Genomic DNA, 13,352 nt, shown 5'->3' with positions numbered 1-13,352 from the left:
AAAAGTTACGTGTGCTCTGCGGCACATCCCGACACCCCACAGGAGTCCCGTGGCCTCCATCTCTGCCGAGAAGCTCTACAAGATCTTCGGTCGTCGTCCCGAGCGCGGCGTCGACGCCCTCGAGAAGGGCGCGACGCGCGCCGACCTGCGCCAGCAGGACCTGACCCCGGCCGTCATCGACGCCTCCTTCGACGTCAAGGACGGCGAGATCTTCGTCGTCATGGGCCTGTCCGGGTCCGGCAAGTCCACGCTCATCCGCATGGTCAACGGGCTCCTGGAGCCCACGAGCGGCAGCGTCTCCATCGACGGCGACGACGTCACCCGGCTCACCGGCGACAAGCTGCGCGCCGTGCGCCGCGAGAAGGTCAGCATGGTCTTCCAGCACTTCGCGCTGCTCCCGCACCGCACGGTCGGGGAGAACGCCGCGTATGCCCTCGAGGTCAGCGGGACGAACCGCGCCGAGCGCGAGAAGCGCGCCGACCGGGCGCTGGAGATGGTCGGCCTGGGTGGCTGGGGCGGCTCGATGCCCGGTGAGCTCTCCGGCGGCATGCGCCAGCGCGTGGGCCTGGCCCGCGCCCTGGCCTCGGGCACCGACATCATGCTCATGGACGAGGCCTTCAGCGCCCTGGACCCGCTGATCCGGCGCGACATGCAGGACCAGCTCATCGAGCTGCAGCAGGAGCTGGACAAGACCATCCTGTTCATCACCCACGACCTCAACGAGGCCATGCGCCTCGGCGACCGGATCGCCATGATGCGCGACGGCCGGATCGAGCAGATCGGCACCGCGCAGGAGATCCTCAACGACCCGGTCAACCGCTACGTCGCGGACTTCGTCCAGGACGTTGACCGCTCCCGGGTGCTCACCGCCTCCGACATCATGACGTCGGTGGACGGCGCCTCGGCCCCGTCCGAGGGGGCCGTCGTGCCCGCGGACGCCACGCTGGCGGACCTCTTCTCCGAGGCCACCGAGCACGAGCAGCTGCTGGTGCAGGACGCCTCGGGCCAGACCGTCGGCACCATCAGGCGGACCGACCTGCTGGCGGCGCTGCACACCCGCTCCGGCGAGGGCGCGACCGCCACCACGAGCACGACCGACGAGGCCACCACCGGTGACCTGCAGCCGACCGGAGGTGCGGCATGAACGAGAACGACTCGATCGTCCCCCGCATCGAGATCGGCGTGTGGGGCGACAACACGCTCGACTGGATCAACGACAACTTCGAGTGGCTGCTGGACTTCCTGGCCACGGTCCTCAACTGGCTCGTCACCACCGTGACCGACGTGCTCATCTTCCTCCCCGCCCTGGTGCTCGTCGTCGTCTTCGCGCTCGTCGGGCTGCTCGTGCGCTCCTGGGAGCTGGCGGTCGGCACGGTCATCACCTTCCTGCTCATCATCGCCATGGACCAGTGGGTGACGGCGATGCAGACGCTCGCCCTGGTCCTCATGGCGACCCTCGTGGCGATCCTGGTCGCGGTGCCGATCGGTATACTCTCCGCCCGGAACGACCGCGTCAGCGCCATCGTCCGGCCGGTGCTCGACTTCATGCAGACGATGCCGGCCTTCGTCTACCTCATCCCCGCGGTCGTCTTCTTCGGCATCGGCGTCGTCCCCGGCATCTTCGCCACGGTCATCTTCGCCCTCCCGCCGGGCGTGCGGCTCACCGAACTCGGGATCCGCGGCGTGGACGCGGAGACCGTCGAGGCCGGGCAGGCCTTCGGTGCCACCCCCAGCCAGATCCTGCGCGGGATCCAGCTCCCCCTGGCGATGCCGACCATCATGGCCGGCGTCAACCAGGTGATCATGCTGTCGCTGTCGATGGCGGTCATCGCCGGCATCGCCGGCGCCGACGGCCTCGGCAAGGAGGTCGTCGCCTCGATCTCCACCCTCGACGGGCCGCAGGGCATCGAGGCCGGCCTGTCCGTCGTCATCATCGCCATCTACCTCGACCGGGTCACGGCCGCGCTGGGCCGCCCGGGCGACTACCCGCACTCCGCCCTGAGCGCGCTGCGCCGACGGGTCGGTGGGGACTCCGACTCCGGCTCCGACGCGGCGCAGGGCGAGGCCGAGGAGCGGGTCGAGGGCGGCGCCGACAAGGGCCGCGGGCTCGCCCAGGTCGGAGACTGACACCCAGCGCCTGACACCAGACCACACAGAACGGACCGTCCCGTGGCGGTCGCACCAGAAGAAGGGAAGCAACCAGTAATGACACTGCGACGCAACCGCACCATGACCCTGGCCGGGGCCGCCCTGGCCACCAGCCTCACCCTCGCCGCCTGCGGCGGCGGGGACTCCGGCGGCGACACCGAGGCCGGCGGCGACGGCGGCAGCTCGGAGGCCGGCGGCGCGGAGGGCACCATCACCCTCGGCTTCATCCCGTCCTGGACCGACGGCCTGTCCACCGCCTACCTGCTCGAGGACCAGCTCACCAAGCAGGGCTACGACGTCGAGATGCAGGAGCTCACCGAGGCCGCCCTGCTCTACACGGGCCTGGCCGAGGGCGACGTGGACATGTACCCGTCGGCGTGGCCCGAGGTCACCCACGCGCAGTACATGGAGGAGTACGGCGACCGGATCGAGGACCTCGGCGCCTACTACGACAACGCGAAGCTCACCTTCGCGGTGCCGACCTACACCGACATCGACTCGATCGCCGACCTCACCGGCAACGCCGACATGTTCGGCGGGCAGATCATCGGCATCGAACCCGGTGCGGGCCTCACCGCCGCCACCCAGGACTCGGTCATGCCGACCTACGACCTGGAGGGCGACTACGAGCTGGTCACCTCCTCCACCGCGGCGATGCTCACCGAGCTCGGCGAGGCGATCGACAACCAGGAGGACATCGTCGTCACGCTGTGGCAGCCCTTCTGGGCCAACAGCGCCTTCGACGTGAAGACGCTGGAGGACCCCGAGGGTGCGCTCGGCGAGGCCGAGGCTCTGCACTTCCTCGGCACCGAGGGCTTCTCCGAGGAGTTCCCGGAGGCCGCCGAGCTCATCGCCGGCATCCAGCTGGACGACGAGCAGTACGGCGCCCTCGAGGACATGGTCGTCAACGAGTACGGCGAGGGCCAGGAGGCCGAGGCGATCGACGCCTTCCTGGAGGAGTACCCGGACGCCTTCGAGACGGAGATCACCGAGGAGGGCTGACCCCCACTCCCCGACCCGAGGGCCCCGCGGCGCACCTGCCGCGGGGCCCTCGGTCTGTCGGCGAGGCGTTGTCCACAGATCTTTGCCGAGCCTGTCCGGGCCCCCCTCGGCACGGCGGACATCGCCGACCTCGGCACCAGGATGGATGCTGTGGAGGCCCGGCTGACCGGGGTCGAGACCACGGTCGGGAGCCTCGAGACCAAGATCGAGAGGCGCTGGACCTGCTGCGGAGCTGACCGGAGCCCGCCGCAGGTGGTGCGGTGCCGGCGGCGATTTCCCGACCCGCGGGGCCTGCTGGGAAACTGGGCGGCGATGTCCACCACCCAGACCCGCATCTCCGTCGAGCTCGTCCCCCGCAGCCCCGAGTCGGTGCGTGCGGAGATGGCCCAGGTCGCCGAGCGGCTGCCCGTGGTCGACACCATCAACATCCCCGACCTGCTGAAGTTCGACCTGCGCAGCTGGCAGGCGACCGAGGTCGCCCGCGAATCGACCACCCGGCAGGACGGCGCGGCATACCGCACGATCCCGCACATCCGGGCCGCCGACGTCGACCCGGACGCACCGCTGCCGATGGCGCAGGAGGCACGGCGCACCGGCGAGCTGCTCGTCGTCTCCGGCGACGACGCCGACTACTTCCACTCCTCGACCTACCCGGTCGACGCGGTCGACGTCATCCGCCGGGTGCGCGCCGAGCTGCCCGAGGTGACGATCTACGCCGGCCTCGACCCCTACCGCCAGGCGATGACCACCGAGATGCGCTACCTCGACCGCAAGCTGGCGGCCGGGGCGAGCGGCGTCTTCACCCAGCCGTTCTTCGACACCCACCTCATGTCCGCCTGGGCCGCGGTCCTGCCCCGCGACGTGCCGGTCTGGTGGGGTGCGACGTCGGTGACCACGAGCGGCGCGATGGGCTACTGGCGGCGGCGCAACCGGGTCGTCTTCCCCGACGGCTTCGACTCGGGTATGCCCTGGCAGCGCGACTTCGCCCGCCGCGTCGTCGACTTCGCCCGCGAGCGCGGCCACCACGCCTACCTCATGCCGGTCCGGGCACCGTTGCTGGACTACCTCGGCGGGGTCCTGGACGCCTGACCCGGCCACCAGTGTCGGTGGCGGCTGCCAGGATGACGGCATGAGCAGCTGGGGCACGCCTCCGACGGAGCCGCCCCGGCCGGTCGCCGGCGAGGGCGACGGCCGGGTGCGGCGCGCGGTGGTGCTCATCCACGGGATCGGCGAGCAGGAGCCGACCGGCACGCTGCGCGGCTTCGTGGACGGCCTGGGGCTCGGGGAGGACGCCTGGAGCAAGCCGGACCGGGTGAGCGACAACCTCGAGCTGCGCCGGATGTCGGTCTACGGCCGTTCCGGGCGCGGTCGCTCGGTGCCGACCGACCTCTACGAGCTCTACTGGGCCCACCACGCGCCGTCGTCCACCGTCCCCCAGGTGCTGGGCTGGATGGCCCGGCTGCTGCGCCGCCGCTCGGCCTGGTCCGGGAGTCCCTCGGCGCCGGTCCTCAACCTGCTCACCGTGCTGCTCGTCCTGACCCTCGCCGCCGCAGCCGCGATCGCGGTGGTCATGGTCATGCGCGACGGGGTGCGCGCCTGGCTGACCGAGCCGCCCTTCTGGATCGCGCTGGCCTTCGCCCTGCTCCAGTCCGGGCTGCGCCAGGTGCTCACCCGGCGGCTCGCCGACGCCGAGCGCTACCTCACCCCGGACCCGGCCGGGGTGCGCGCCCGGACCGCCATCCGCGTCGAGGGGCTGGAGCTCATGCGGCGGCTGCACGCCACCGAGGTCTACGACGAGGTGGTGGTCGTGGGCCACTCGCTCGGCTCGGTCATCGGCTACGACATCCTCCGGCTCTACTGGGACGAGGCACGGCACCCCACCTTCGAGAAGGCCGGCCCGCAGCCCGAGGCGGAGCGCCTGGTCCACGACTACAGCAACCCCCTCGGGCTGGAGCGGGGCGAGGTGGAGGTCTACCAGCACGTCCAGCGGCGGCTGTGGCGCGAGTGCCGGCAACGGGGCGTACCCTGGCTGGTCACCGACTTCGTCACCCTGGGCTCGCCGCTGGCGCACGGCCGGCTGCTGCTCGACACCCGCGCCTCCTCGCTGCAGCGCCGCCAGGACGACCTGGAGCTGCCGATGTGCCCGCCGATGCCGTCCCTGGCCCCGACCGCCGAGGCGGACGACCGGTCCGGCGCGTTCTACCCGACGGTGCTGCGCAAGGGCGAGCTGGAGCGCACGGCGCTGGTCGGCAACCACGGGGCATCCTTCGGGCCGACCCGCTGGACCAATCTCTACTTCCCCCGCCGCGGGTGGCTCTTCGGCGACCCCGTCGCCGGTCCCCTTCGCGGGACCTTCGGGACCGGGATCCGCGACCTCGCCGTGCACCACTCCGGGCGGCACCGGCACCGGTGGCACCGGCTGCTCCCGATGCACGACCACCTGCGCTACTGGGCGCCGCTGGACCGGCCGCCGCGGGAGCGCCGGGGCACGGTCGAGAGCGTCCCGGCGCTGCGCGCCGTCCTCGGGCTCGACGCGGACGGCGAGGAGGCGCCGGGCGGCTGAGCGGCGTCCCCGTCAGAGCCGGCGGAAGGCCGTTGCCAGCAGCACCGGCTCGCCCGCCTCGTCCGAGGCGTCCAGGTCGCACTCGGCCTCGATCACCCAGTCCAGGTCGCCGTCGGGGTCGCTGACGGTCTGGGCGACCTGCCAGACGCGACGGGCGCGACCGCCGGAGACCTGGGCCTGCGCCGCGGGGACCGGGGCGACCCGCAGGTGCTGCGGCCCGCGGGCGTCGGCGTCGAGGACGACCTGGTCGTGCTCGTCGTAGTAGCCGCCGACCGCCTCGTCCCAGTCCTCCCGGCCCATGAGCGGCTCGATCGCCTCCTCGGGCAGCGCCGCGACCTGGGCCTCCAGGTCGCCCAGCGCCTCCCAGGCGTCGTCCGCGACCAGCTCGACCCTGCGCCACATGGCGTTGCGGATCATCACCCGGAAGGCGCGCTCGTTGCCGGTGATCGGCCGGGCCGGTGTCGCGGGGGCGCCGGCGGCCTCCCGGGCCGCGGCCTCCGCGACGCGCTCGGGGTCGGTGAGCGCCTCCCACTCCTCCAGCAGCGAGGAGTCGGTCTGCCGGATGGTCTCCCCCAGCCAGTGGACGAGGTCGTGCAGCCCCTCGGTGTAGGCCGACTCCGGGACCGTCTGGCGCAGCGTGCGGTAGGCGTCGGTGAGGTAGCGCAGCACCACTCCCTCCGAGCGCGCCAGCTGGTAGTAGCCGACGAACTCGGTGAAGCTCATCGCGCGCTCCCACATGTCGCGCACGACCGCCTTCGGGGAGAGCGCGTCCTCGCGCACCCAGGGGTGGGACTGGCGGTAGATCGCCAGGGTGCCCTCCAGCAGCTCGGCCAGCGGCCGGGGCCACGTCACGTCCTCGAGCAGCGCCATCCGCTCGTCGTAGTCCACGCCGTCGGCCTTCATCTGCGCGACCGCCTCGCCCCGCGCGCGGTAGCGCTGCGCCAGCAGGATCGGCATCGGGTCGTCCAGGACCGACTCCACCACCGAGACGACGTCGAGCGGGTATGCGGGCGCCTCCCGGTCGAAGAGCTCGAGCGCGGCGAGGGCGAAGGGTGCGAGGGGCTGGTTGAGCGCGAAGTTCTCCGCCACCCCCGGCGCCAGGTCGATGCTGCGCCCCTCGCGCTCGGCCGGGTCGGTCCGGACCAGCACGTCGGTGTCCAGCAGCGAGCGGCCCAGGGCGACGGCCCGGCGGGCGAGGCGGTTCTGCGCGGCCGGCGTCTCGTGGTTGTCCCGCAGCAGTCGGGACAGGTGGCCGACCGGGTCCCCGCGGCGGGCGACGGTGTTGAGGATGACCGCGTGGTCGACCTTCATCTTCGACTGCAGCGCCTCGGGCTCGGCCCCCACGAGCTTGGTGTAGGTCTGCTCGCTCCAGGACACCGAGCCCTCGGGCGGCTTCTTCTTCTGGACCTTCTTCTGCTTCTTGGGGTCGTCGCCCGCCTTGGCCAGGGCCCGGGCGTTCTCGATGGCGTGCTCCGGGGCCTGGACCACGACATACCCGGAGGTGTCGAAACCCGCTCGGCCGGCCCGGCCGGCGATCTGGTGGAACTCGCGCGCCCGCAGCACCCGCTGCCGGGTCCCGTCGAACTTCGCCAGCCCGGTGAAGAGCACCGTGCGGATGGGCACGTTGATGCCGACGCCCAGGGTGTCGGTGCCGCAGATGACCTTGAGCAGGCCGTCCTGCGCGAGCTGCTCGACCAGCCGGCGGTAGCGGGGCAGCATGCCCGCGTGGTGCACGCCGATCCCGTGCCGGACCAGCTGCGACAGGGTGCGACCGAAGCCCGCGGTGAAGCGGAACGCCCCGATGCGGGTGCGGATCGCCTCCTTCTCCGCGGCGTCGACGAGCGGGACCGACAGCAGCGACTGTGCCCGCTCCAGGGCCTCCCGCTGGGTGAAGTGCACGACGTAGACGGGCGCCTGACGCTCCTCGAGCAGCGTCTGGATGGTCTCCGGGACCGGGGTCATGGCCAGCTCGGGGGCGAAGTGCAGCGGTACCGGGCGCTCGGCTCCCGCGACGAGGGCCGTGGGTCGCCCGGTGCGCCGGGTGAGGTCCTCGCGGAAGCGGGTCGTGTCGCCCAGGGTGGCGGACATGAGCACGAACTGCGCCTGCGGCAGGGTGAGCAGCGGGACCTGCCAGGCCCAGCCGCGCTGCCCGTCCCCGTAAAAGTGGAACTCGTCCATGACGACGACCCCGATGTCCGCGCCCTCGCCCTCGCGCAGGGCGATGTTGGCGAGGACCTCGGCGGTGCACACGACGATCGGTGCGTCGGCGTTGACCGCGGCGTCCCCGGTGAGCATCCCGACGTTCTCCGCGCCGAAGATCCGGCAGGCGTCGAAGAACTTCTCGCTGACCAGGGCCTTGATCGGCGCGGTGAGGAAGGCGACCTCGTCGCGCGCCAGCGCGAGGAAGCAGGCGGCCGTCGCGACCAACGACTTGCCGCTGCCGGTCGGGGTGGCGAGCACGACGTTGCTGCCCTCGAGCAGGTGCAGCAGCGCCTCCTCCTGGTGCGGGTAGAGCTCGGTGCCCCGCTCCTGCGCCCACGTCGCGAAGGCGGTGAAGAGCGTGTCGGGGTCGAGGGCCGTCCCGTCCTGCGGCAGCCGTGCGGTGAGGGTCTGGTCGGTGGGCATCGCCTCCCATTGTGAGTGATGACCCGGAGAGGCACGATGGGCGCATGCTCAGCGTCGACCTCGCCAACCAGCTCCACGACGCCGGTCTCATCTGGTCGCCGCTGGCCGGGGACCGCTTCGTCGTGGACCGTCCCGGGATGACGCACGACGTCTTCTATCTCGCCGACATGACGGTCGAGGTCCACGAGTTCGTGGGCGGCTCGGTGATCGGCTTCAACGGGGTCGCCGAGTGGGCGCTGGACTCGGTCGCGCTGGACGACACCGTGTGGCTGCCCCGGGAGGACCAGCTGCGGGCGGTGCTCGGGCACGACTTCGTCGGGCTCGGCAAGCGCGGCACCGAGCCGGACGACGTGTATGCCGTCGTCGCGCTCGTCGAGGGCGCGCCGCAGACCTTCACGCACCGCAACGCCGAGGAGGCCTACGGCCTGGCGACGCTCGCCGTGCTCGCGCACCGCCACTGAACGACGACCCCCGAGCCGGGTCCGCCGACGCTATCCTCGGGCATGGCGCCCGACGAGACCGAGTTCTTCCACTCCGACCGCGGCCACTACGAGTACCTCCGGCAGCAGCGTGAGGCGGCCGAGGACGCCGCTGCCGCGCAGCGGTCGCGCAACGCCGGCTGCGGGATGCTCTGGCTGATCCCCGCGCTGCTCGCGCTGGGCTCGGTGCTCGCCCTCGACGACGTGCTCGCGGCCTACCCGCCCTGGAGCGAGGGGATCGTCGAGCTGCTCCCGGAGGGCTGGGCGCAGGGGGCGCGCGAGCACTGGTGGGGCGCGCTCCTGCTCGGCATCGGGGTGCTCACGCCGCTCTGGCTGCTCGCGTGGGCGCTGGCCGGGGTCCGCCGGGCGGTGGCCGTGCGGATGCCCCGCGGCTGGGCGGCCGGGCCGGTGCGCTGGCTCTGGCTCACCGCGATGACCGCCGTGCGGGCCGTCGCCACCCTCGTCGGTCTCGTGACCGCCTGGCAGGTCGTCCGGCTGGTCCGCGGGATCCCGTTGCAGGAGGTGGACTACGCGCAGGGTCCCGCCGTGCTCGTGGCGGCGCTGGTGGGCATCGCCTCGGCGCTGCGTGCGTTCGCGCTGCACCGCCAGCTGCCGGCAGCGGGTGAGCGGTTCTAGCGGCGGACGGTGATCTGCGGGGCGTAGAGCTCCATGGCGGCCAGGGCCCGCTCGTGCGCCTCGTCGCCGGACCCGGCGCAGGCGGCGGCGACGACCTCGACCGTGCACCCGGCGTCGGCGGCGGCGAGGGCGGTCGACAGCACGCAGCAGTCGGTGGCGACCCCGGCCAGGACGAGGTGGGCGTCGGCCCCCACGACCTCGCGCAGGCCCTCGCCCCACTTGCCGAAGGTCGGCTCGGAGACGGTGTAGGGCAGCGACAGGTCCGCGATGTCGTCGACGAGGTCGAAGAGGGGGTCGAACTGCTCCCGGTCGGCGAAGGGGAAGCGCTCGAAGTAGGGCACCCAGGAGCCGTGCTTGACGTGCGGCGGGATCCACCGGGTCTGCACCACGCGGGCGCCGTCGTCGTGGTCGGCGACGAGCTTCCGGATCGGCCCCAGGGTCTGCGCGAAGCGCGGTGCGCACCACTCCGAGGACGGGTCGGCGAAGATCCGTTGGGCGTCGACGACGACGAGCCAGGACGCGGTGCTCATGGCGCTAGGGTACGTCCGGGTCGGCCAGCGGCCAGCCGCCCGCCGCCAGGTGCGCGCTCACCCGGGCGACGTCCTTGTCGCTGGCCTGCTGCAGGGCATACGCCTCGACGAGCTCGCGGATCTGCTCCCGGGTGACGGCACCGTCGGTGTCGGCGAGGAGCTCGGTGACGATCGCCTCGATGTCGTCCTCGGTGAGCTTGCGGCGCAGCACACCGAGCAGGGCCACGTAGTCGCCGTCGGGGACACCCTCGGGATAGCCGGCACGCAGCCAGCCGACGATCTTCTGCAGCAGACCTGCCCGCTCCACCTCAGCCCTCCTTCTGCAGCGTCGGCAGGACGCCGTCGAGGACCAGCTCGTAGCCGGCGCCGGATGACACGATGACCGCCAGACCCAGGAGGACCCCGGCCACCACGGCGGCGAAGCAGAGCCAGGCCACGGGACGCGCCCAGGGGCGGGGAGGTGCGGGGCTGCCGGTCTCCGCGTCGCCGCCGTCGGCGAGCGCCAGCGCGCGTATGCCGAGGGCGAAGACCAGCGGCAGGCCGGCGCCGAGGAGCAGACCGGCCACGAGCAGCTGCCCGCCACCGGCGAGCCAGAGCAGGAGCAGATCGCCCATCAGCGTCCCCCTCCCGCCGTGCCGCTCCGGGTCTGCGCCCACTCCTCGTTGACGTTGCCGGGGTTCACCGGCGCCTGCCGGGAGCGGCGGTACATCACGCCGACCGCGAGGAGCAGCAGCAGCACCATCACCGCGGCGGCGAGGGCACCGCCACCCAGCAGGTGGCCGAGCAGCCAGGTGAGGGCACCCGCCATACCCGCCATCGGCAGCGTGATGAGCCACGCCGTCACCATCCGGACCGCCACGCTCCAGCGCACCTCCGCCCCGGGCTTGCCCACCCCGGAGCCGAGGATCGACCCGGTCGCGACGTGCGTCGTGGAGATGGCGAACCCGAGGTGGCTGGCGGCCAGGATCACCGCGGCGGAGGCCGACTCGGCCGCCATCCCCTGCGGCGAGGAGATCTTCACCAGCCCCTGCCCCAGGGTGCGGATGATGCGCCACCCCCCGAGGTAGGTGCCCACGGCGATGGCGAGCGCGCACGAGGCCTTGACCCAGAAGGGCACGCTGCCGGTGTCGGTCCAGTGCCCGGTCGCGAGCAGCGCGAGCGTGATGATGCCCATGGTCTTCTGCGCGTCGTTGGTGCCGTGCGCCAGGGACACCAGGGAGGCGGACCCGATCTGCCCCCATCGGAAGCCGGCCGCGCGGTACTTCTTCGCGACCCCCTCGGTGACCCGGAAGACCAGCCAGGTGCCGACCGTCGCCACCACGAGGGCGATGGCCGGCGACATGACGGCGGGCAGGATCACCTTGCCCACCACCCCGTCCAGGGTGGAGCCGTCGCCGACCCACTTCACCCCGGACCAGCCGAGCCCGGCCACGGTGGCGCCGATGAGGCCGCCGAAGAGGGCGTGCGAGGAGGACGAGGGCAGCCCGAAGAGCCAGGTGAGGACGTTCCAGACGATCGCCCCCACGAGCCCGGCGAGCAGGATGAGCAGCAGCGCCACTCCCCCGTCGCCGATGAGCTCAGGTCGGGGCGAGCCGTCGGAGTCCTGGATGTTGATGACGGCGTTGGTGACCGTGAGGGCCACCTCGATCGACAGGAACGCACCGACGAGGTTGAGCACCGCCGACAGCAGCACCGCCGTCCGGGGGCGCAGGGCCTGCGTCGCGATGGAGGTGGCCATCGCGTTGGCGGTGTCGTGGAAGCCGTTGGTGAAGTCGAAGGCCAGGGCGACCACGACCACCAGCCCGAGGATCACGGTCTCGGCAGGCACGAGGGACATTGTGCACCCGCGCCGGAGGGGCGGGCATACCCGCGGCGAGGGTCAGTCGTTCTCCTGCCGGCGCACGATCGCGCGGCCCAGGGTGAGCCACCCGACGAAGCCGATCGCGAGGGCGACGAGGACGCCGAGGTTGGCCCAGGCCCAGGTGCCCTCCTTGCCGCCCAGGCCGAGCGGACTGAGCAGGTAGCCCTGCCAGTTGTTCCACGCGGCGGCGTCGGCGAAGGTGTTGATGACCAGGCCCCACCCGACGAGCGCGGCGAGGACCATGAGGCCGATCGCGGTCCAGTTCCAGTCGCCGTAGCGGCCCCGCGGGTCGAAGAGGGCGCGCTCGTCGTAGTCGCGACGGCGCAGCGCGACGTCCGCCATGAGGATGCCCGCCCACGCCGCGATCGGGACGCCGAGCGTGATGAGGAAGCTCTGGAAGGGCGCGAGGAAGCTCTGGGCGAAGAAGACGACCCAGATGGTGCCGAGGGTGAGGATCGTGCCGTCGACGAGGGCCGCCGCGGGGCGGGGGATGTCGATGCCCAGGGAGAGCAGCGTCAGGCCGGAGGAGTAGATGCCGAGCACGGCACCGCTGACCAGCGCGAGGACCGCGGCCAGGAGGAAGGGCACGAGGAACCAGATCGGCAGGATCGTGGCCAGGGTGCCGATCGGGTCGTTGACGATACCCGCCTCGAGCTCGGGCTGGGAGCCGATGAGCAGGAGGCCGTAGAGGACGAGCAGGGTCGGCGCCAGGGCACCGCCGAGGGTGTTCCACAGGACGATCGCCCCGCCGCTGGCGTCACGCCGCTGGTAGCGCGACCAGTCCGCCGCGATGTTGATCCAGCCCAGGCCGAAGCCGGTCATGAGCAGGACCAGGGCGCCGATGACGGACTCGACGGAGCCGGGCTCCCGGGAGGTCACCGCGGCCATGTCGATCCGGTCCAAGGTCATGAGGATGTAGGCGATGGTCGCCGCGCCGGTCAGCCAGGTGAGGATCGACTGCAGCCGCATGATCGTGTGGTAGCCCGCGACCGAGGCGGCCACGATGAGGGCCGCGATGACGGCGCAGGCGAGCACCTTGGTCGTCGTGCCGCCGCCCCACCCGAGCTGGGTGAAGACGGTCGCGGTGGCGAGCACCGCCATGATCGCGAGGAAGGTCTCCCAGCCCATGGAGATCAGCCAGGAGAAGACGCCGGGGACCTTCTGGCCCTTGACGCCGAAGGCGGCCCGGGAGAGCACCATCGTGGGCGCCGAGCCCCGCTTGCCGGCGATGGCGATGATGCCGCAGGCGAGGAAGGAGGCCACGACGCCGATGACGGTGACGATCAGGGCCTGGGTGAAGTTGATCCCGAAGCCGAAGACGTAGCTGGCGTAGCTGATGCCGAAGACCGAGACGTTGGCGGCGAACCACGGCCAGAACAGGTCTGCCGGTCGTGCGGTGCGCTCGGTCTCGTCGATGATCTCGATGCCGTTGGTCTCGACGAGACGGCGCTCGGTCTCGCTGAGCCGCGCCGTGGCGGTGCTCTCGCTCATGGGTGAACTCTTGCACA

General features: G+C 72.1%; 13 protein-coding genes. 7 read left to right on the top strand and 6 right to left on the bottom strand.

The window, feature by feature from the left end; translation table 11 throughout:
* Positions 1–49 precede the first annotated feature (49 nt).
* From SGUI_RS13230 to SGUI_RS13210, 5 genes are all read left to right on the top strand, one after another.
* Entirely contained in the window at positions 50–1,144 is a 1,095-nt protein-coding gene (locus SGUI_RS13230) for a quaternary amine ABC transporter ATP-binding protein (RefSeq protein WP_083190685.1), read from the top strand.
* Positions 1,141–2,127 carry an ABC transporter permease gene (locus SGUI_RS13225; RefSeq protein ID WP_066641056.1) on the top strand — a complete coding sequence of 329 codons (987 nt, stop codon included), beginning with the start codon at positions 1,141–1,143 and terminating at the stop codon, positions 2,125–2,127. The genes SGUI_RS13230 and SGUI_RS13225 overlap by 4 nt, the downstream gene beginning before the upstream one ends.
* 78 nt (positions 2,128–2,205) lie before the next feature.
* The gene (locus SGUI_RS13220) at positions 2,206–3,150 is read left to right on the top strand and encodes a glycine betaine ABC transporter substrate-binding protein (RefSeq protein WP_066641054.1); all 945 of its coding nucleotides are present in this window, start codon (positions 2,206–2,208) and stop codon (positions 3,148–3,150) included.
* Positions 3,151–3,300: 150 nt separating this feature from the next.
* Positions 3,301–4,239, top strand: coding sequence for a methylenetetrahydrofolate reductase (locus SGUI_RS13215; RefSeq protein ID WP_237141359.1), 939 nt, complete (start codon positions 3,301–3,303; stop codon positions 4,237–4,239).
* A gap of 40 nt (positions 4,240–4,279) precedes the next feature.
* Positions 4,280–5,713, top strand: a complete 1,434-nt coding sequence (locus SGUI_RS13210) for a hypothetical protein (RefSeq protein ID WP_066641052.1) — start codon at positions 4,280–4,282, stop codon at positions 5,711–5,713.
* A gap of 12 nt (positions 5,714–5,725) precedes the next feature.
* On the opposite strand, the gene SGUI_RS13205 is transcribed toward SGUI_RS13210, so the two are convergent.
* Positions 5,726–8,338 carry a DEAD/DEAH box helicase gene (locus SGUI_RS13205; protein WP_066641050.1) on the bottom strand — a complete coding sequence of 871 codons (2,613 nt, stop codon included), beginning with the start codon at positions 8,336–8,338 and terminating at the stop codon, positions 5,726–5,728.
* A 44-nt stretch (positions 8,339–8,382) separates the two neighbouring features.
* Here SGUI_RS13205 and SGUI_RS13200 point away from each other — a divergent pair, with 44 nt between their 5' ends.
* Positions 8,383–8,799, top strand: a complete 417-nt coding sequence (locus tag SGUI_RS13200) for a hypothetical protein (protein WP_066641048.1) — start codon at positions 8,383–8,385, stop codon at positions 8,797–8,799.
* A 42-nt stretch (positions 8,800–8,841) separates the two neighbouring features.
* Complete coding sequence (locus tag SGUI_RS13195; protein ID WP_066641046.1) at positions 8,842–9,453, top strand: hypothetical protein; 612 nt, start codon at positions 8,842–8,844, stop codon at positions 9,451–9,453.
* Here SGUI_RS13195 and SGUI_RS13190 read toward each other — a convergent pair.
* The 5 genes from SGUI_RS13190 to SGUI_RS13170 are packed head-to-tail and all read right to left on the bottom strand — an operon-like array spanning position 9,450 to position 13,335.
* Positions 9,450–9,983, bottom strand: coding sequence for a cysteine hydrolase family protein (locus SGUI_RS13190; protein WP_066641045.1), 534 nt, complete (start codon positions 9,981–9,983; stop codon positions 9,450–9,452). The genes SGUI_RS13195 and SGUI_RS13190 overlap by 4 nt on opposite strands.
* Before the next feature lie 4 nt (positions 9,984–9,987).
* Positions 9,988–10,290, bottom strand: coding sequence for a DUF3349 domain-containing protein (locus SGUI_RS13185; RefSeq protein ID WP_066641044.1), 303 nt, complete (start codon positions 10,288–10,290; stop codon positions 9,988–9,990).
* Position 10,291: 1 nt separating this feature from the next.
* The gene (locus SGUI_RS13180) at positions 10,292–10,597 is read right to left on the bottom strand and encodes a hypothetical protein (protein ID WP_066643394.1); all 306 of its coding nucleotides are present in this window, start codon (positions 10,595–10,597) and stop codon (positions 10,292–10,294) included.
* The gene (locus tag SGUI_RS13175; protein ID WP_066641043.1) at positions 10,597–11,820 is read right to left on the bottom strand and encodes an inorganic phosphate transporter; all 1,224 of its coding nucleotides are present in this window, start codon (positions 11,818–11,820) and stop codon (positions 10,597–10,599) included. Before SGUI_RS13175 ends, SGUI_RS13180 begins: the two co-directional genes overlap by 1 nt.
* Positions 11,821–11,862: 42 nt before the next feature.
* Positions 11,863–13,335, bottom strand: coding sequence for a purine-cytosine permease family protein (locus tag SGUI_RS13170; RefSeq protein WP_066641042.1), 1,473 nt, complete (start codon positions 13,333–13,335; stop codon positions 11,863–11,865).
* Positions 13,336–13,352: the final 17 nt, after the last annotated feature.

The organism is Serinicoccus hydrothermalis (assembly GCF_001685415.1).
GTDB classification, from domain to species: Bacteria; Actinomycetota; Actinomycetes; order Actinomycetales; family Dermatophilaceae; genus Ornithinicoccus; species Ornithinicoccus hydrothermalis.
This window is presented reverse-complemented; position numbering and strand designations above follow the sequence as displayed.

Excerpts from the sequence above, each read along its gene's own strand:
- SGUI_RS13190 (WP_066641045.1), bottom strand. The coding sequence starts at position 9,983 with ATGAGCACCGCGTCCTGGCTCGTCGTCGTCGACGCCCAACGGATCTTC.
- SGUI_RS13205 (WP_066641050.1), bottom strand. The coding sequence starts at position 8,338 with ATGCCCACCGACCAGACCCTCACCGCACGGCTGCCGCAGGACGGGACG.
- SGUI_RS13170 (WP_066641042.1), bottom strand. The coding sequence starts at position 13,335 with ATGAGCGAGAGCACCGCCACGGCGCGGCTCAGCGAGACCGAGCGCCGT.
- SGUI_RS13195 (WP_066641046.1), top strand. The coding sequence starts at position 8,842 with ATGGCGCCCGACGAGACCGAGTTCTTCCACTCCGACCGCGGCCACTAC.
- SGUI_RS13225 (WP_066641056.1), top strand. The coding sequence starts at position 1,141 with ATGAACGAGAACGACTCGATCGTCCCCCGCATCGAGATCGGCGTGTGG.
- SGUI_RS13210 (WP_066641052.1), top strand. The coding sequence starts at position 4,280 with ATGAGCAGCTGGGGCACGCCTCCGACGGAGCCGCCCCGGCCGGTCGCC.
- SGUI_RS13180 (WP_066643394.1), bottom strand. The coding sequence starts at position 10,597 with ATGGGCGATCTGCTCCTGCTCTGGCTCGCCGGTGGCGGGCAGCTGCTC.
- SGUI_RS13220 (WP_066641054.1), top strand. The coding sequence starts at position 2,206 with ATGACACTGCGACGCAACCGCACCATGACCCTGGCCGGGGCCGCCCTG.
- SGUI_RS13200 (WP_066641048.1), top strand. The coding sequence starts at position 8,383 with ATGCTCAGCGTCGACCTCGCCAACCAGCTCCACGACGCCGGTCTCATC.
- SGUI_RS13175 (WP_066641043.1), bottom strand. The coding sequence starts at position 11,820 with ATGTCCCTCGTGCCTGCCGAGACCGTGATCCTCGGGCTGGTGGTCGTG.